13 protein-coding genes and 1 pseudogene are annotated in these 18,860 nt (G+C 26.3%); 1 reads left to right on the top strand and 13 read right to left on the bottom strand.

What is annotated here, in order from left to right:
* Positions 1-286: 286 nt before the first annotated feature.
* The 12 genes and pseudogenes from Q0H31_RS07370 to adhE all read right to left on the bottom strand — a co-directional run bounded on the left by Q0H31_RS07370 (position 287) and on the right by adhE (position 15,844).
* Entirely contained in the window at positions 287-1,723 is a 1,437-nt protein-coding gene (locus Q0H31_RS07370; RefSeq protein WP_295296854.1) for a spiro-SPASM protein, read from the bottom strand.
* Positions 1,724-1,733: 10 nt separating this feature from the next.
* Positions 1,734-2,438, bottom strand: a complete 705-nt coding sequence (locus Q0H31_RS07375) for a hypothetical protein (RefSeq protein ID WP_295296855.1) — start codon at positions 2,436-2,438, stop codon at positions 1,734-1,736.
* A 10-nt stretch (positions 2,439-2,448) separates the two neighbouring features.
* Positions 2,449-3,525, bottom strand: coding sequence for a peptide chain release factor 1 (prfA, locus tag Q0H31_RS07380; protein ID WP_295296857.1), 1,077 nt, complete (start codon positions 3,523-3,525; stop codon positions 2,449-2,451).
* Positions 3,526-3,792: 267 nt separating this feature from the next.
* Positions 3,793-4,254 carry a bacteriohemerythrin gene (locus Q0H31_RS07385; RefSeq protein ID WP_295296859.1) on the bottom strand — a complete coding sequence of 154 codons (462 nt, stop codon included), beginning with the start codon at positions 4,252-4,254 and terminating at the stop codon, positions 3,793-3,795.
* Between the two features lie 230 nt (positions 4,255-4,484).
* Entirely contained in the window at positions 4,485-5,780 is a 1,296-nt protein-coding gene (gene eno / locus Q0H31_RS07390) for a phosphopyruvate hydratase (protein WP_295296861.1), read from the bottom strand.
* Positions 5,781-5,872: 92 nt separating this feature from the next.
* Positions 5,873-6,766: a glycosyltransferase gene (locus tag Q0H31_RS07395; RefSeq protein WP_295296863.1), complete on the bottom strand. Its 894-nt coding sequence runs from the start codon at positions 6,764-6,766 to the stop codon at positions 5,873-5,875.
* A 7-nt stretch (positions 6,767-6,773) separates the two neighbouring features.
* Complete coding sequence (locus tag Q0H31_RS07400; protein ID WP_295296865.1) at positions 6,774-6,926, bottom strand: hypothetical protein; 153 nt, start codon at positions 6,924-6,926, stop codon at positions 6,774-6,776.
* A gap of 162 nt (positions 6,927-7,088) precedes the next feature.
* On the bottom strand, positions 7,089-8,126 hold the full coding sequence (locus Q0H31_RS07405; protein ID WP_295296867.1) for a glycosyltransferase family 2 protein: 1,038 nt from the start codon (positions 8,124-8,126) through the stop codon (positions 7,089-7,091).
* An 11-nt stretch (positions 8,127-8,137) separates the two neighbouring features.
* Positions 8,138-10,597: a hypothetical protein gene (locus Q0H31_RS07410; protein ID WP_295296869.1), complete on the bottom strand. Its 2,460-nt coding sequence runs from the start codon at positions 10,595-10,597 to the stop codon at positions 8,138-8,140.
* Positions 10,598-10,623: 26 nt separating this feature from the next.
* Positions 10,624-12,641, bottom strand: a pseudogene (locus Q0H31_RS13235) (DUF2142 domain-containing protein).
* Positions 12,642-12,822: 181 nt separating this feature from the next.
* A complete protein-coding gene (locus tag Q0H31_RS07420; protein ID WP_295296871.1) occupies positions 12,823-12,987 on the bottom strand; it encodes a hypothetical protein in 165 nt (54 codons plus the stop codon).
* Positions 12,988-13,240: 253 nt separating this feature from the next.
* A complete protein-coding gene (gene adhE / locus Q0H31_RS07425; protein WP_295296872.1) occupies positions 13,241-15,844 on the bottom strand; it encodes a bifunctional acetaldehyde-CoA/alcohol dehydrogenase in 2,604 nt (867 codons plus the stop codon).
* A gap of 237 nt (positions 15,845-16,081) precedes the next feature.
* Here adhE and Q0H31_RS07430 point away from each other — a divergent pair, with 237 nt between their 5' ends.
* Positions 16,082-16,951: a glycine--tRNA ligase subunit alpha gene (locus Q0H31_RS07430; RefSeq protein WP_295296874.1), complete on the top strand. Its 870-nt coding sequence runs from the start codon at positions 16,082-16,084 to the stop codon at positions 16,949-16,951.
* Positions 16,952-17,479: 528 nt separating this feature from the next.
* Here the strand turns inward: Q0H31_RS07430 and Q0H31_RS07435 are convergent.
* Positions 17,480-18,544, bottom strand: a complete 1,065-nt coding sequence (locus Q0H31_RS07435) for a Glu/Leu/Phe/Val dehydrogenase (RefSeq protein ID WP_295296876.1) — start codon at positions 18,542-18,544, stop codon at positions 17,480-17,482.
* Positions 18,545-18,860: the final 316 nt, after the last annotated feature.

The following is an 18,860-nucleotide window of genomic DNA, read 5'->3' on the forward strand; positions in this document are numbered from 1 at the left end:
TTTATATACTCATTTATTGATAAAAAATAATAAGATAACATCGTCAACAATGCTAAAAGTAAACTTTGAGATATAGAGAAAATTTCAGAATAATAAATCATTTTTAATCTATTATCCCAATTTCTTACACCGGGCAAAATTTCTCTTATATAATAATATTTTTTTAAATACGGAATTTCAGATATAAACCTCAAAAACAAAAACTTAATCAAATAAGCAGCAAAAAAAAGCTCTAAATATTCTACAATTAATTTTTCCATAAACTCAAAAAAATATTATTATTATATTAAAAATTAAATAAATACCACTCATCGCAGTTTTTACAAAAATCTAATTTTTTTAAACTATTTTCTTTATAGTAATTTTCTAATATAGAACAAATATTATCCAAACTCTCTTTATATATTGATGCTACAAATTTTTCTTTATTTATATCAAACCTGCAAATATAAATGTCTCCATAAGCATCTATAAATAAATCCCTAGCCAAATGCCAGCAGCCTACATTTATTAAAGGAGTCATATCGCCAATTTTATTGTTTTCCACAAGTCCTCTGTAAGTATAATATTTTTGCATTATAATCTCTATCTTATACTTATCAAAATATTTATAATACGAAGCTAAATAATCGAAATTATCTTTTTGTTTAGTAATTTGAAGATATGTGTTTTTTGGCTCTCTTATAAAATAATAATCTATATTAGAAAGTATAGTTTTCAAATAATCTTCTTTATAAATTTTATTGAATACATTTTGCTCTACTGTATCTAAATGAATTATTACATGTAAATTATTATTTTGTTCTTGAAGAAGAAGAAGTTTTTTAGCCTTTTCTTCATCAAGCAAAACAGCATTGGTCTCTAAATATACATTTACATTTTTATTTGAGAGAGCATATTCTAATATATTAAAAACATCTTTATTTAAAAGAGGCTCATAGTAGCTTCCTATTGATAAATGAAAATCATTACAAAAATCTACTAATTTATCATATATTATTTTAAACTCTTCTACGCTTAAATTTTTCTCTTCTTTGTTTATTTCATTTGTAAAGGCATTAGATGATAATAGATTTTTGTTTATTAAGTTTTGTCTGTTGTTAATATCTATTTCAACATATGAAGGCAAAGTTCTTCTTAATGAAGCATCTTCCATTATAGCCTTAGTAATCTCATGATAATCTTTATATTTTATTAGTTTTGATATAAGCAAAGCATTTCTTTTACTATTAGCAAATAATGATACCCTATAATATCTCATATCATATTCAGATACCAATATTTCTATTTCAAAAAAGTTAGGGTCAATAAATACAATGTCCTTTATAGCATTTTCTGTTATATTAATATTTTTTGTTTTTATGCAATTAAATAATTTTTCAAAAGCATTTCTTCTTATTATAAAAGGTATGATTCCTTCAGGATAATTTTCTCCATAGGTAAAATATGATATATTTTCATTATGTATTTTGGTGAGCTTTACAGTTTCATCTATATTAAACATTGGCATATTATTTGGAATATATATAATATTGTCATAATTTTCTGTTTCTCTATATATATTGTTAAAATAATCTTCTGCTCTATTTGCTGCATAATTGATATTTTTTACATCGCAATTAAGCTCTTGTTTTAAAAGTTCTATTTTTTTTGCGAAATCTTCTAAAAATATTTTTGAATATTCATTTTCAAATGATTCATCAACAATTATAATGAATTCCATTAAAAGCACCTCATATATAATCTAAAATAGTTTTTGGGTTTCTTATAACCAAATTGCATAAAGCACAAACATAAAAATTATCATTTTCAATATTTTCTACATTATCATACATATCATTAAAATCATAAACGTCCATCTTCTCAAACAAATTATCATTAATATCTATAATTTTTAAAATATTAGTTGATGCACAATACGGACATCTATATACAAAATCTTCATTGATATTTTTTATATTTATTTTTTTGTATTTATTTTTAGCGTATATTTTAAATCTATTATTAATATATCTATGCGGAAATATTTTTATATAATCATCTAATGATATTTTTTTTAATGGATAAGCTTCTATGCTGTTTAATTCTTTTTTTGCCGTACTAAATAAATTATTTAAAGTTATATTATGCAAATTAAGCACATCTATAAACTTATCATTAGTAAGCTCATAATTGTTTAGTGTAGCATATTCCGGATAATCACTTATTATAATTTTTGATTCGTATCTATTTTCTTTAAATAAACCAAACTCACCAAAGCAGTATTTATTATCCTTAGAGTAAGCAAATAACCCAGCAAGAGAAATTTCATTGTGTTTATAAGAATAATCGCAATACAAAACATCGCTGAAACTTTTTATATAATTGATAGCAGTATCATCATCTTTTATATTATGCAGTATCTTTTCATCACCAAGTATATTTTCTATATATTTCATAATTTTTTTATTAGTCTGAATAAGAAGCTAATAATTCCTCCTGTTCTTTTTTAAACAAAGCATCAGTAATTTCTGTTATTTCCCCATCCATAAATCTATCTAATTTGTATAATGTAACATTAATTCTATGGTCTGTAACTCTGTTTTGAGGAAAATTATATGTTCTTATTCTTTCACTTCTATCCCCTGAGCCTATCTTATCTCTTCTATCTTTAGCCTCTTTCGCTTTTCTTTCAGCTTCTTCTTTTTCGTATATTCTTGCTCTTAATACTTTTAATGCCTTTGCTTTATTTTTATGCTGACTTTTTTCATCTTGACATTGAACAACTAAACCAGTAGGTAAATGCGTAATTCTTACAGCACTGTCGGTTGTATTAACTGACTGCCCGCCGGGACCGCTTGAACGAAATATATCCACTCTTATATCTTCATCTCTTATTATTACATCGCTTTCTTCTGCTTCAGGCATAATGGCTACCGTTGAGGCTGATGTATGTATTCTTCCGCCTGATTCTGTGGCTGGTATTCTCTGAACTCTATGCGTACCACTTTCAAATTTTAAAGTTCTATAAGCATTCTTTCCAGAAACAGAAAATATTACTTCTTTATAGCCGCCAAGTTCAGTAGGGCTTATATCTATTATCTCCATTTTGAAATTCGCTCTCTCTATAAAACGGCTGTACATTCTAAATAAATCTCCCACAAATAAAGCCGATTCATCTCCGCCTGTGCCTACTCTTATTTCTACTATTATGTTTTTACCGTCATTTTTATCTTTGGGAAGAAGCAGAAGTCTTAAATCATTAATAATATTCTCTTTTTTCTGATTTAATTCATCTATTTCAGCTAATGCCATATTTTTTAATTCTTTATCTGTATCAGAATGATTAAGCATCTCATTTGCATCTTCTATTTCTCTTAATACTGTTTTTAGTTTTTTATATTCATTTACTATATCTTCTATTTCTGATTTTTTTTTCATCAAATCTTGTATTACTCTGTTATCTTTTATATTCGCATCATTTAATTTATCTACTATATCATTGTATGTGTTTTCTACAGATGAAAGTTTATCTATTATTGACATAAAAATTATCATTCTCCTAAATATTGTTTTTTATTATATATGAATAGAGATATTTATCAACTATTATGTTTTTAATTAAATTTATTTTATATGCTCTTATTTTTAATAAAAAATTATTCTAAATGATATTAAAAAATCATATTATATACTTTATTTATAGCATATAAAAATATCTAAGTAAAACTAAATATCACTTTAAAATTATGATATATTTATTGGGAAATATTTAAATAAATAAGTTTTTATATATATGGTTTTATCAATAATTTATCTATTATATTCTTCTCTAGCCATTTTTTCTAAAGTAGATTTTACTTCATTAATAAAAACCTTATCCTCAACTACAATATGATTAAACAGCCAATCTCTCAAAAACACAATAAGCCCTTTTATATCTATTTGCTTACCATTCTTATAATTATTAACCTCTTCCAAAACCTTGTTAGTAAAATTTCTGTGTTTAACCACATGAGATTTAAATCCGCTATAATCTATGGCTTTCATTATGGCCTCTTCCGTAGAAAAGTGATAAGCAACATAATCAACCATATCTTTAATAATATTACTCAATTCTTCTGATACATCTTCCCTTGATATATCTTTACTCATAACTAATAAATTTAACTTATTTAATATATTCACTAATTCCTTATGCTGATCATCAACTCTCTTATATCCAGTATTAAATCTATTTTCCCATTTTATCTCTTGAATATTATTATTTTCCATAAACAATCCTTTTATATAAATATATATTTTAAATATACTAAAAATTTGAAAGTTTGTCAAAATTTAATTTCTCTGTACTATTAAAATAAAAAATATTAATAATATCTATTTTTTATTCGGATATTTTTTTAAATCTATTTAATTAATGATTATTAAAAAACTACATAAAAAAGCTAGCAACAATAAATATAATTGCTGCCAGCTTTCGTTTATCGCTTTTTTAAGCTAAATTATTTTATAACGTTATAGAAAGCTTTTTTACCTAAGTAAACTGCTCTATCTCCCAATTCTTCTTCTATTCTTAATAATTGATTGTATTTAGCAATCCTATCACTTCTTGAAGCAGAACCAGTTTTAATTTGTCCAGCATTAGTAGCTACAACTATATCAGCAATAGTAGCATCTTCAGTCTCACCAGATCTGTGAGAAACTACAGCAGTATAGTTATGAGTTTTAGCAAGTTCAATAGAATCTAAAGTTTCAGTTAAAGAACCTATTTGGTTAACTTTAATAAGTATAGAATTAGCAACGCCTTTATCTAATCCCATTTGAAGTCTTTTTACATTAGTAACAAACAAGTCATCACCAACTAATTGAACTTTTTTACCTAATTTTTGAGTAAGTAAAGCCCAACCTTCCCAGTCATCTTCAGCAACACCGTCTTCTATAGAGATAATAGGATATTTACTGCATAAATCAGCATAGAAATCAACCATTTCAGCAGGAGTCAATTCTCTATTATCAGATTTATGGAATACATATTTTTTCTTATCTTTATTATAGAATTCGCTTGAAGCAGGGTCCATAGCAATCATTATATCATCGCCGGGTTTATATCCAGCTTTTTCAATAGCCTGCATAATTACTTGAAGAGGCTCTTCATTATCTTTAAGAGTAGGAGCAAAACCGCCTTCATCACCAACAGTAGTGCTTAAACCTCTGTCATGAAGTATAGCTTTTAAGTTATGGAAAACTTCAGCTACATAACGTATTCCTTCTTTGAAAGTAGGAGCACCAACCGGCATAACCATATATTCTTGGAAGTCGATTGGAGCTGATGAGTGAGCACCGCCATTTAAAATGTTAGCCATAGGTACTGGTAAAGTTTTAGCATTAGAACCGCCAATGTATCTGTATAATGGCATACCTAATTCGTCAGCAGCAGCTTTAGCTACAGCAAGTGATACACCAAGTATAGCATTAGCACCTAATTTACCTTTGTTTTCAGTTCCGTCAAGTTCTATCATAGTTCTGTCTATTTCAACTTGATCTAAAGCATCCATATCAATAAGTTCATTGCAGATAATTTCATTAACATTCTCAACTGCTTTTTGAACACCCTTGCCTAAATATCTAGATTTATCACCATCTCTTAATTCTACTGCCTCATGTTCACCTGTAGAAGCTCCTGATGGTACTGCTGCTCTACCCATAGCACCGCTGTCTAAATAAACATCAACTTCTACTGTAGGGTTTCCTCTTGAATCTAATATCTCTCTAGCTACTATATCATCTATTAAAGACATATTATTAACTCCTTATAAATTATAATTGTATATATCATATAACATAATGTATAAATTTCAAGTTAAAAAATAATAATGATGTAATAATATTATTATTTAATAGAATTATATTTAAACCTTCTATTCTCTGATATTGCTCTTCCTATGGCATTCATTATAAGTCCAGTTATAACACATATTCCAGAAAGTAAAATAAAACCAGTAGCAAGAACAGATGTAGCAACAGGTACAAACCCTTCTCTTATAAACGATAATATAATTGGCACACCATAATAAAAACCAAATAAAGCAAAGAATAAAGATATAATCCACCAAAAAATAATAGGCTTCTCTGTCATAAGTAAATATATCATGAGCCCTAATATTCTAAAACCGTCTCTAAAAGTATTGAGTTTAGAAAATGAGCCTTCAGGACGGCTTTTATATTCTGCTTCCATCTCACCTATTTGCATACGCATCTGCATAGCGAATATTGTAAGCTCAGCCTCTATTTCAAATCCTCTTGAAGCACATGGGAATGTTTTTACAAATTTGCGTGAAAAAACTCTGTAACCGCTTAATATATCATTAACATTATTTCCAAATAAAAACTTAGCAAAGCCTGTAAGCATTTTGTTGCCAAATGAATGACCTTTTCTATATTTACCAGCCTTACGAACCACCGTAACCATATCCAAATCATTATCAACTAAATAATTAACTAATCTTGGTATAGCAGAAGCATCGCATTCATTATCACCATCTATCAGTACATAAATGTCGCTATCAACAGCTGAAAAAGCCTGCCTTACAACTTCTCCCTTCCCTTGATACATTACTTTCTTTACTATAGCACCAGCTTCTTTTGCTATATTATATGAATTATCTGTAGAATTATTATCAAATACATATACTTCGCATTCAGGAGAATAGTTTTTTATGTCTTCTATAACTTGTTTTATAGTGAGCTCTTCATTATAACATGGAATAATAGCTGAAACTTTCATTATTTCCTCATAATAAAAATGCTATTATATTGTTTTTTGCAACAAAGATAAATTTGTTTAAGAAAGTAAAACTTGAGAGTATATAGAAATGTTTGTTTGTTTGTTTGTTTGTTTGTTTGTTTGTTTGTTTGTTTGTTTGTTTGTTTGTTTGTTTGTTCATAACATTGTCCATAGTCAATTACATTGTATCATATTAGATTTAATAGTCAATTATAAAATATAGCAAAAAATAAAAAATACATATCTTAATATTTTTTATTTTTTGAACAATATTCAATATATAAAAAACAGATAACTTTTTATGTAATTTTGTTTGTTTATCCTACCATTTTATATCTATATTAAGTTTATTAATTAAAAAAAGATAAAACATTAAAAACAATTTGAACATTCCCATCTTATACAGCAGTCTGCATCCCCAAAGTCCTAATCCCTTTATACCATGTTTTGAGAAAGCATAAAATAAATTTAAATATTTTAGATTCTTCCAATTACTAAAGTTATCGTCAAAATATTCTTTTGTGAGTTTTATATATTCATTAATATTACATAATTTGTTTCTATACACCCTGAAAGGCATAGATATTCCTATATGTATAAATACAAATAAAGTAAGAATATCAATATCAATTAAATTATTATTCAAATAAGACTGTTTAATGTTCACAAGCTCATCTCTAAATTTTTTCATCTCATCAAGCACTAAATGAACATTTATTGTAGAAAAATTATAAACCCTGTATCTTATTAATATATCATTAGTAAAAGCTAATTTTTTAGTATATTGATAAATATCTATCATAAATAAAGGGTCATCTACTCCGCATACATTTTTAAATCTAAAATCTTTTATAAAATCATATCTAATTAATTTATTCCAAAACGCTGTATTAAAAAAAGCTAAATCATCATTAAAATCTTTTTTTTCTAAATATTGATACTTATTATTAGTCATTTCTTTGCAATATACTTTTAATGTTTCTGCATCAAATCTTTCATATCCGCAAAATGTAATATCTGCATCATTATTTTCAGCTGTAATAAATAATTTTTCTAAGAAATTATTTTCTATATCATCATCACCATCTAAAAATATTATATATTTTCCTGTAATAAGTCCGCTGTCCAATGCTTTGTTTCTAGTATTTGCAGGAGCTCCTGTATTTTTAGGCATAAATATATATTTTATTTTTTCACTGAATTTATCAGCATATTCAAGTATTATTTTTTGTGTATTATCTTTTGAACAATCGTCTACAACTATTATATTAAAATTTTGAAATGTTTGATTGAGAAGAGAATCTAAACATCTCGCTATATATTTTTCTGTATTATAGGTTGTTACTATAACTGTTATCATTATTTACCCTTCTACTTTTCTACTATACTATATATAAAATAATTATCAACTTGTTTAATTAAATTTAATTTTATATTCTCTGTATTAAATTTTTCTAAATTAATGCCGCTTAAAATATATTTAGTATTAATCTTTATTAAATCTTCTAAAGTTGAATTTAGTTGAAAATGGTCCAGTAATAAAAGTTCAAATTTTTCCACACTATTGCTATTTGCAACTATATTCATTGTTACATGAGCATATCTATTATATATATCTTTATATTTAAAATTAGAATCTAATATTTTCCATCTTTCGAGATTCGGATAAGTATTTACACTATTAATTGTAGGAGCTCCTGACATGATAGCAACACTGCTAGAAGCACCAAAACAAGTTATCCATAAACCATCATTATCTTTAGAAGATATTTCTTTTATTGATTTATATAAATTAGAGTCATATATTACACCAAGACCTTTTTGAATAGGGTTAATATATATACTGCTTAAAATTACAAACAAAGAGGAAGATATAAAAAAAACATTCTTTAATTTATTATTTCTATACTGTAAAAATGATATACAAATAATAAATAATGCAATAAATAAAATTATAGCCATCAATATATTTAAATATTTTTCTTGATATTTATATAATACAAATATTATAAATAAAGAAAATAATATAGATAATATAATACTTATATTTATTTTTAAATTAGGTTTATATAAATATAAAGCTCTAATTAAAATAAATATATTAATTATTCCAAAAATTTGGATTACTCTAAAATTCTGAGAATTTGAAAATAGAGATATTTTAGATAAAAATATTGGAAAACCTATTGTCATATATACAAAAACAAACAAGCTATAAATTGATAATATAATTAAAAGCTTATCTCTAACTTTTTGTTTAAATATCAAATATGCAGCAAATATATATGGTATTGGGAAAAAATCTATAAAAACTGATAATTCACAAGTATTTGATATAATATTATGTTCATTATAAGGAGTAAATAAATTCATAGCCCATCTAAATAATTCTAAAAATATTCCTCCCCCTGTTTCAAATCTTGCCCCAGGATATGCAGTATTTCTCACTATATCTATAGTCTCTTTAGATTTTATAAATATTCTTCCAACTAATAAAATAAATATTATAAAAAATACAGCCCATACTATAAAATCTTTTTTCTTATTTTTTATATCAAAAGTTTTCCAATTTTCCATTATAACCCAGATATATAATGAAAGAAGTAAATAACCAAATGGAAGCTGCCAAGCTGGATATAATGTAAATAATAAATTACCCCAGCTTATAAATATTAACCCTATATACAAAATTCTATATAAAAAACGTTCTTCTTTGAAATAAAAATAGAAAAATATAGCAGAAAGAAATGTAAATATTACAATTTCAACTATATTTGTAGAAAACCACCAATTTATAGTAGGGGCAAATGTTATTAATATAGCTCCAAAAAAAGAAAGCTTATTATTTTTATTTGTAATTATCCTCATTATTTCAAAAGACACTAAAAATAAAGCTATAAAACGTCCCGCCCAAAAAAATGACAGCCCTTTAGCAGGAGGCAAAAATAAAAAACCAATTTGAAATAATCTAAATAAAATTGCTATATCCATAACAGGAGATTGTGCTAACATATATACATCTGTTTTATCTCCTCTTACAATATCACTAAAATAAGGAAACTTACCTGTATGGTTCTCATATTGTGAAAGCATAAATGGAGTTAATACATTCCATTCATCGCTCCTTATACCTCTTGAATTACCAAAAATTACCCCAGATTCGGTATTTAAACTATTAGAATATATCCCTATAGATGAACCGCTTATTTCAAATATTATACATAATATAAAAATAATACCCGCTACAGCAAATCTATATTTATTTATATTATTTATAATAATTATAACTTTTTCTTTATTAAATTTTATGTAATAAAGAATAAAAATTAAAACAAATACTATTATAACTAAAGATATTATATTTTTTTTGATTTTCAAAATATATTTTACATTATCTATCTTTTCAAAATCTATGATTTTATCTGAAACTAAATTACCAAAAGGACTTCCATTTCCTTCCATTTTAATTTCTTTAATAAAATTATTCTCCATTATAATTTCATTAGTATCTATATAAACACCATATATATCACTGCTTCTAAATACTTTATCATAATATTTAACTCTATAATGATAACTATATTTTTTAATAGATTCATTTGTTAATATATAATTTCTTAATCCTTCTTCATCGATTTCATCATTTATTATATAAGTATATTTTATATGATTTAAACCGCTTAATTCTAAAGTTTTATTAGCATTTATTTTAAACTCTGATAAATAACATATTCTTTCTTTGCTTCCTAAAAAAGATAATATTATCAAACTTGCAATAGAAACAAATAATAATACTATATATATTGTTAAAAATAATTTATGTTTTTTCATTGAAATCCCTACAAAAGCTGTACTTTTTATATATAATTATTAAAAATTGTATTTAGAATATTAATATGAAACATAGATAAAATCAATAATATTATTTTATTATTTAAATTAATTTCTAATTTTAGATAATCAAAATTGAAAATCAAAAATAATAAAAATACTATTGGAATAAAATATCTGCCTTGAACTCCAGCAATCACATTATCACTTATATTAGTCCAAGTTAAATATAACCCTGTAAATACTAACATAGAAACTATACCTATAATAATAAAAGACATAATTTTTAAATCCAATTTTATTCTTTTATCATTGTCAAATACTATAAATATCAAAATTAATAATAATATTGAATAATATATAAAATCATTAATTGAAATGCTAAACCATGACAAATTTCTTCCTATAATGCTGCTTAAATAAAACATTATATTTTCCCTAATAGTATTCATTAAGATACCTATATATCTTATAGGATTATTCAATATATATTCTTTTTTTAAATCAAAATCATCAGCGCCTGATATATATACTGATATATTTTTTGACCATAAAAAATATATAATTCCTACTACTGCTAATATTGAAAAGATAACTAAATATTTATTATATTTAAACTTCTCCTTAGGTATAGAAAACATTAATATAAAAAGAAAAATATAAACAGATTTTGACATAGCAATGAATAAAAATAATATAAACAATAATATAACTTCTTTAATATCAACTACACTTTCATCTTTATATTTCAAATATAAAATGAAAGATATAAAAGATAGAGAAGATGTTATAAGTACAGAATCTGCCGATAAAGATGCTGTTTGCTGAATCACCATAGGAAAAAAGCACATTAAATATAACGTATTTTTTTAATAGGTATGTATTTCATTGAAAAATAAATTGAAATAGAAAAAAATAATAATGCAAATAATTTAGCAAAATATATCTCTAATAATAATGGTACATTTATTATTCGAGATAAAAACATGCCAATTGATTGAGGAAAATAAGATAATGGACTATAATGTAAAGCTGTATTTTCAACAACAGTTTTAGTTTCGCTTACTTTTATATTGAATTTATTAAACAAATCTTTGTACGAAAATGTCCTATCTCCAAGCAAATACAAGTCAATAGGCAAATAATTTCCATGATGTCCATCTATACTTTTATCATAAGTAAAAAGACCTTTTGATATTTCATACGATCTCACATAATGAGCAACTTCATCAGGAACTTCCATAGGAGGTAAAAATATAAAATAAGAAATTCCTATAATTAGTATGCTTACTACAAATATCTTCTCTAATTTTATTTTTTTACAATCAGTGTATATATAAAATAAAAAGAAAAATAAAGATAGTATCAAACTATATATAAAAAATATCATAAACTTAGTTAAATTATTGAATGAATTCAAATAAGTGTAAGACATATTAATATTAAATAAAAATATAAATATAGATATATAAAAAAGATTATTTATATTTAATGATAAATTAAATTTCTTTATTGATAATATTCCCAAAAAAATAAAAAATATATTAAAATAAATAAATAATATAATATATTTTATTATTAAATTAATATTAATAAAAATATTTAAACATAACAACAAACCTAATAATATAAAAGATATAAATAATGATACTTTATTAAAAATAACAATATTATTAATAAAATTAGAGATATTTTTATTGTATTTATATATCAATATAAATTCTAATACAAAAATTAATAAATCTATAATATATAGAATATTTATTTGCAAAACATATATGGAACTTATGGAAAATATAAACGTTATTATATAAAATAGTAATTTATATTTGTTATTTTCAAATAAAATTTTATTAATATATAATAAGAATGTATAAATAATATATATAAATATAATCAGTATAATAACATAATCTTTTAATAATAATTTGTAACTAACATTATCTATCTTTTCAAAATCTATAATTTTGTCTAAAACCAGATTACCAAAAGGGCTGCCATTTCCTTCCATTTTCATTTCTTTAATAAAATTATTCTCTGTCATAATTTTATTTGTATCTATATATACACCATATATATCACTGCTTCTAAATACTTTATCATAATATTTAACTCTATAATGATAACTATATTTTTTTATAGATTCATTTGTTAATATATAACTGCTAATAGAATTATAATCCAACTCATTATTTATTCTAAATGATTCTTTTATCTCTTCTATATTAGAAAAAATTATTTAATATAAAAGTTTTATCAACATTTATTTTAAAATCTGATAAATACCCTATTCTTTCTTTATTTCCTAAAAAAGATAATATTATGATTGAAATAACTATTACAGTAATAAATATTATATATATTACAAAAAAGAGTTTTTTATTTTTCATATATCATTCCTCGAAAGAATATAGAGTTTATTAGATATAATATTTTTCATTTTAGAATAGTTTTTTTTGAAAAAATATGTGTTTTTTAGTAAAGTAAAACTTGAGAGCAAATTTTGTTTGTTCATTTGTTTCATATAATCACCCATCTTATTGAAATACTATACTATAAAAATTAATATTGTCAAATATAAAAATGGGCAAGAAACTAATAAAAGCTTCTCACCCACAAAACAATTATTAAACAAATATTTTATTAATAAACACCATTATAAGCATCTAAATAAATTTGTTTTAATTCTTTCATAAGAGGATACACTGGGTTAGCACCAGTACATTGATCATTAAATGCCTGTTCTACTATCTCATCAAGTTTATCCATAAAGTCTTTTTCAGCTACACCATAATCTTTAATAGACAAAGGTATATCAAGTTCTTTTTTAAGACCATTTATAGCTTTAATTAAATTAGCAACTTTTTCATTATCGTTTTTACCGCCAAGCTCAAGCATATCAGCAATAAATGCATATCTTTCTCTTGCATGAGGATATTTATATTGAGGGAATAAACCTTGTTTAGTAGGTTTTTCATTAGCATTATATTTTACAACCTGACATATTAAAAGAGCATTAGCAATACCATGAGGGATATTGAAAGCAGCACCAAGTTTATGAGCCAATGAGTGACAAATACCCAAGAAAGCATTAGCAAAAGCCATACCGGCAAGTGAAGCAGCATAATGCATATTTTCACGAGCTACAGGGTTTTCTGCACCTTCTTTGTATGAAGCAGGTAAATATTTGAAAATAAGCTTAATAGCTTTTTCAGCATTAGAATTAGAAAACTCAGTAGAACATATAGAAGCATAAGCCTCTAAAGCGTGAGTTAAAGAGTCTATACCGCTTGCAGCACATAAACCTCTTGGCATACTCATAACTAAATTAGCATCAAGTATAGCCATATCAGGTGTTAAAGCATAATCAGTAATAGGATATTTAATATGTGTAGCATCATCAGTAATAACAGCAAAAGGAGTAGTTTCAGAACCAGTACCAGAAGTAGTAGGTATAGCAACGAACTGAGCTTTTTTACCTAATTCGCCAGCATCGCATATTCTCTTTCTTATATCCATAAATACCATAGCAATATCTTCAAATTTTACTTCAGGGTTTTCGTAAAGAAGCCAAGCAATTTTACCAGCATCTATTGGGGAACCTCCGCCTAATGCTATAATCACATCAGGTTCAAATGCATTAGCAGTTTTCACTATATCTCTAACGGTGCTAATTGTAGGGTCAGGTTTAACATCAGAGAATATAGTATATTTTACTCCTATATCATCTAATACTTTAGTAACATTATCAGTTACACCTAATTTGAAAAGCGGTCCATCTGTGATGATTAATGCTCTTTTTTTGTTAGCATATTCTCTTAGAGCAACATCCAAAGAACCTCTCTTTAAATATATTTTTTCTGGTACTCTATACCATAACATATTTTCTCTCCTTGAAGCTACAGATTTAATATTTAAAAGATGTTTAGGACCAACGTTTTCGCTTGTAGAGTTGTTACCCCAGCTTCCGCATCCTAATGTCAAAGATGGCTCTAATCTGAAGTTATATACATCTCCTATAGCACCTTGAGAAGAAGGCATATTTACAAGTATTCTTCCTGTAGGCATCTTTTCGTAGAATTTTTTAATTCTTTCTTTTTGATTATCTTCATCTGTGTAAAGTACAGAAGTGTGTCCGAGTCCTCCAAACACTATTAAACTATGAGCTTTTTCAACGGCATCATCATAATTATCAGCTTTATACATACCAAGTACAGGTGATAATTTTTCATAAGAGAATGCCTCATCTCTGCTTATAGAAGAAGCTTCACCTATAAGTATTTTTGTCTCTTCTGGAACAGTAATTCCAGCCATTTCTGCAATTTTATAAGCAGGCTGACCTACTATTTTAGCATTCAAAGCCCCGTCTATAATCATTACCTTACTAAGTTTAGCTTTTTCGTCTTTGTTTAAAAGATAAGCACCTCTATATAAGAACTCTTTTTTTACTTCCTCATAAACACTTTTTACAACAACAACAGTCTGTTCACTAGCACATATCATACCGTTGTCAAAAGTCTTACTCATTATAACAGAGTTAACAGCCATTTTAATATCAGCAGTTTCGTCGATTATTGCAGGAGTATTACCAGCACCAACACCCAAAGCAGGTTTACCGCTAGAGTAAGCAGCCTTAACCATTCCAGGTCCGCCAGTAGCAAGTATTAAATCAATTTGAGGGTGGCTCATTAAAGCAGCAGAAAGCTCAACAGTAGGCTCTTCAATACAGCCTATAAGTCCGTCTGGTGCACCATGCTCAACAGCTACTTTATTAATAATCTTACAAACTTCAGCAGTACATTTTTTAGCCCTTGGGTGCGGAGAAAATACTATAGCATTTCTTGTCTTCAAAGCTATTAATGATTTGAAAGCTGCAGTTGATGTTGGGTTTGTAGTAGGTACAACACCAGCTATTATACCAACAGGTTCAGCAACTTTTTTCATTCCCATAGCTGTATCTTCACTTATGATTCCGCATGTCTTCATATTTTTAAACTTATTATAAATATATTCAGAAGCAAAGTGATTTTTTATTACCTTATCTTCTACTACTCCCATACCTGTTTCTTCTACAGCCATTTTTGCTAAAGGTATTCTTCTGCTATTAATAGCAATAGCACATGCTTTAAATATAGCATCTACTTGTTCTTGTGAGAAAGTAGCATATACCTCTTGAGCTTTCTTGGCTTTTGCTATTAAGTCATCGAGTATAGAATTTCCGCTTTTTGCATTTAAATCTTTAGTCATTTACTTCTCCTAAACCTTAAAAATTTTTTATAATATTGTACTACAACTATATAATAAAGTCAATAGCAATAGCATAATAAATATAATGTAGTACAAAAAGAACATTAATTTTTTATATTAAAATATTAAAAAGTATATAAAATAATATGATTTTTTAATAAATTTATAGCAATTAAATTGTATATATTATATAATAATAGAAGTAAAAATATAATATTAATCGGAGAAAACTCAAAAATGACATTTAGCGATTTAATAATGACTTTAAATAAATTCTGGAGCGAAAACGGATGCATAATACAGCAAGGTTATGATTTGGAAGTAGGAGCAGGAACATTTAACCCAGCAACTGCATTAAGAGCATTAGGACCAGAACCCTTCAGCGTTGCCTATGTAGAGCCTTCAAGAAGACCAACAGATGGAAGATACGGAGAAAACCCAAACAGACTTCAGCATTATTATCAGTATCAAGTAATAATGAAACCATCTCCAGAAAATATTCAAGACTTATATATACAAAGTTTGGAAGCATTAGGAATAAGTTTTAAAGACCATGATATACGTTTTGTTCATGATGACTGGGAATCACCTACTCTCGGAGCTTGGGGACTTGGTTGGGAAGTTTGGCTTGACGGTATGGAAATAACTCAGTTTACATATTTCCAAGCTGTTGGAGGAATAAACTTAAAACCTATAACAGGCGAAATCACATACGGACTTGAAAGAATATGCATGTACTTGCAAAATGTTGATAATGTATATGATTTGGAATGGGGACATGGAATAAAATATGGAGATGTACATTTACAGGGAGAAAAAGAGTTTTCTAAATACAATTTTGAAGTAGCTGACACTGATATGTATTTTAGGCATTTTAAAGAATATGAAGAAGAATGCGATAGATGTTTAGCTAATGGATGTGTGCTTCCTGCTTATGATATGGTAATGAAAAGCTCACATGTATTTAATATGCTTGATGCAAGAAATGCAATAAGTGTAACAGAGAGAGCTGGATATATTGCAAGAGTAAGAGATTTAATGAAAAAGGTATCTTCTGCCTATATAGAATCAAGAGAGAAAATGGGCTACCCATTAATAAAAAAATAAAAAACAACAATATATAAAAATAAAGCGGACTTATTTTCTAAGCCCGCTTTTTTATATACTAAAAATTTTTAAGTTTATTAAAAGATAGTTTTTTATTTTTAATTATTTACGGTGGCTAGCCCCTTGCGAAGCACACACCGTGCAGCACCCCTACTTCTTTTGGCGACCATAGGAAGTACCTTTAGGTATGGGTACGAAGGCGGGAAAAAGTTGAATAAAAATAAAAACATAAATTATAGTTGTTTAATAGATACTAAAAAATTTTTATTTTTTTTATTATTTGCAGGGCTTTGCCCCGCACCCCAGTTCTTTTATTGGTATAAAAGAACCAAAAGAACTGCATTCAATAAATTATAGCTTTTTATGTATACGAAAACATAAATATTATTTTAGCTTTATATATTCCAAAATATAACGCTAAAGCACTTGCACTTTTTACAACTTTGACGAAGTACGCACCGCGAAGGCGGGAAAAAGTTGAATAAAGCAAAAAACTTATATTACCCAATATGTTCGCTTAAATATATGCTACTTTCTTATATACCTAGAATGTATTTCGCCTATTGATTCTATTCTTTGTATAGCTAATTTATCTGCTGCTTCATTAGTTGAAATGTTTTCTCTGTCAGATATTTCAAAAATCTCTAATATTCTATTATATATTTTCTCTGTAGCACTTTTTGCAGCTTCATAATTATAAACAGGGTTCTCCATAGCTACGTTTATAACTCCGCCTGCATTAGCTACATAATCTGGAGCATATACTATTCCTTTCTCTTTTAAAATCTTTCCATGATGAGATTCTTTAAGAACATTGTTAGCTGAACCCGCTATAACTTTACATTTTAATTTCGGTATAGTTTCATCATTAATAATAGCACCAAGTCCGCAAGGAGCAAATATATCAACATCTTGTTCATATATAGCATTAACATTAACTTCTTTAGCCTTATAAAGCTCAACAACTTTTTTCACCTTATCAGCATCAATATCAGATACTATTAACTCAGCATTGTCCTTAGCCAAATAATCACATAAAACTAAACCCACATGTCCAAGCCCTTGAACAGATATTTTTTTACCTCCCAAATTATCGCTTCCAAATGCCTTAAAAGCACTCGCCTTCATAGCCATATAAACACCATAAGCTGTCATAGGTGAAGGGTCTCCTGACTTGCTTCTAAGCCCTGCTACAAAATTAGTTTCTTTAGCAACATATTCCATCTCTTCTGTACTTGTATTTACATCTTCAGCTGTAATATATCTTCCATTTAGAGATTCAATAAATCTTCCGTATGACCTCCAGAAAAGTTCATTACCTTTTACTTTTTTAGGATCAGCCATAATAACTGTTTTTCCGCCTCCCAAATCAAGACCAGCACATGCCGATTTTAAAGACATACCTCTTGCAAGTCTTAAAACATCTTCTATGGCTTCACTCTCTGATTTATAATTCCAAAGTCTAGTTCCTCCTAAAGATGGTCCTAGTTTTGTAGAGTGAATACATGTAATAGCTTTAAGACCTGTTTTACTATCATTGAAAAATACTAACTCTTCATAATTATATTTTTCCATGTAATTAAAAATTTCCATAGCTTGTATGTCTCCTTATATAAAATTATCATCTGCATTCAAGTATAGTAAGGCTTTTATCATTGTCAAGTTTTTTAATGTTTTTCAATTAATAAATCGTATAAATTTATTAATTAAATAAGTTTAACTAAATATATGTTTTCAAACTATAATTATAAAAAATTAATAAAACTTAATAATTTCATAATATATATAACAATAAAACCTGATAATTTAACATTGCAAATGATTTAATAAAATGGGGCTGTCCTAGATAACTAAAAAAGCTCCTTTCTTGCTAAATTATATATAATTTCCAACTGTTTTTCAACTTTTG

Origin of the sequence: uncultured Brachyspira sp. (assembly GCF_934747485.1) — a bacterium.
GTDB lineage: Bacteria > Spirochaetota > Brachyspiria > Brachyspirales > Brachyspiraceae > Brachyspira.

Excerpts from the sequence above, each read along its gene's own strand:
- Q0H31_RS07370 (WP_295296854.1), bottom strand. The coding sequence starts at position 1,723 with ATGGAATTCATTATAATTGTTGATGAATCATTTGAAAATGAATATTCA.
- Q0H31_RS07375 (WP_295296855.1), bottom strand. The coding sequence starts at position 2,438 with ATGAAATATATAGAAAATATACTTGGTGATGAAAAGATACTGCATAAT.
- adhE (WP_295296872.1), bottom strand. The coding sequence starts at position 15,844 with ATGACTAAAGATTTAAATGCAAAAAGCGGAAATTCTATACTCGATGAC.
- eno (WP_295296861.1), bottom strand. The coding sequence starts at position 5,780 with ATGTCTTTAATAGATGATATAGTAGCTAGAGAGATATTAGATTCAAGA.
- Q0H31_RS07430 (WP_295296874.1), top strand. The coding sequence starts at position 16,082 with ATGACATTTAGCGATTTAATAATGACTTTAAATAAATTCTGGAGCGAA.
- Q0H31_RS07395 (WP_295296863.1), bottom strand. The coding sequence starts at position 6,766 with ATGAAAGTTTCAGCTATTATTCCATGTTATAATGAAGAGCTCACTATA.
- Q0H31_RS07385 (WP_295296859.1), bottom strand. The coding sequence starts at position 4,254 with ATGGAAAATAATAATATTCAAGAGATAAAATGGGAAAATAGATTTAAT.
- Q0H31_RS07400 (WP_295296865.1), bottom strand. The coding sequence starts at position 6,926 with ATGAACAAACAAACAAACAAACAAACAAACAAACAAACAAACAAACAA.
- Q0H31_RS07420 (WP_295296871.1), bottom strand. The coding sequence starts at position 12,987 with ATGAAAAATAAAAAACTCTTTTTTGTAATATATATAATATTTATTACT.
- Q0H31_RS07405 (WP_295296867.1), bottom strand. The coding sequence starts at position 8,126 with ATGATAACAGTTATAGTAACAACCTATAATACAGAAAAATATATAGCG.
- Q0H31_RS07435 (WP_295296876.1), bottom strand. The coding sequence starts at position 18,544 with ATGGAAATTTTTAATTACATGGAAAAATATAATTATGAAGAGTTAGTA.
- prfA (WP_295296857.1), bottom strand. The coding sequence starts at position 3,525 with ATGTCAATAATAGATAAACTTTCATCTGTAGAAAACACATACAATGAT.
- Q0H31_RS07410 (WP_295296869.1), bottom strand. The coding sequence starts at position 10,597 with ATGAAAAAACATAAATTATTTTTAACAATATATATAGTATTATTATTT.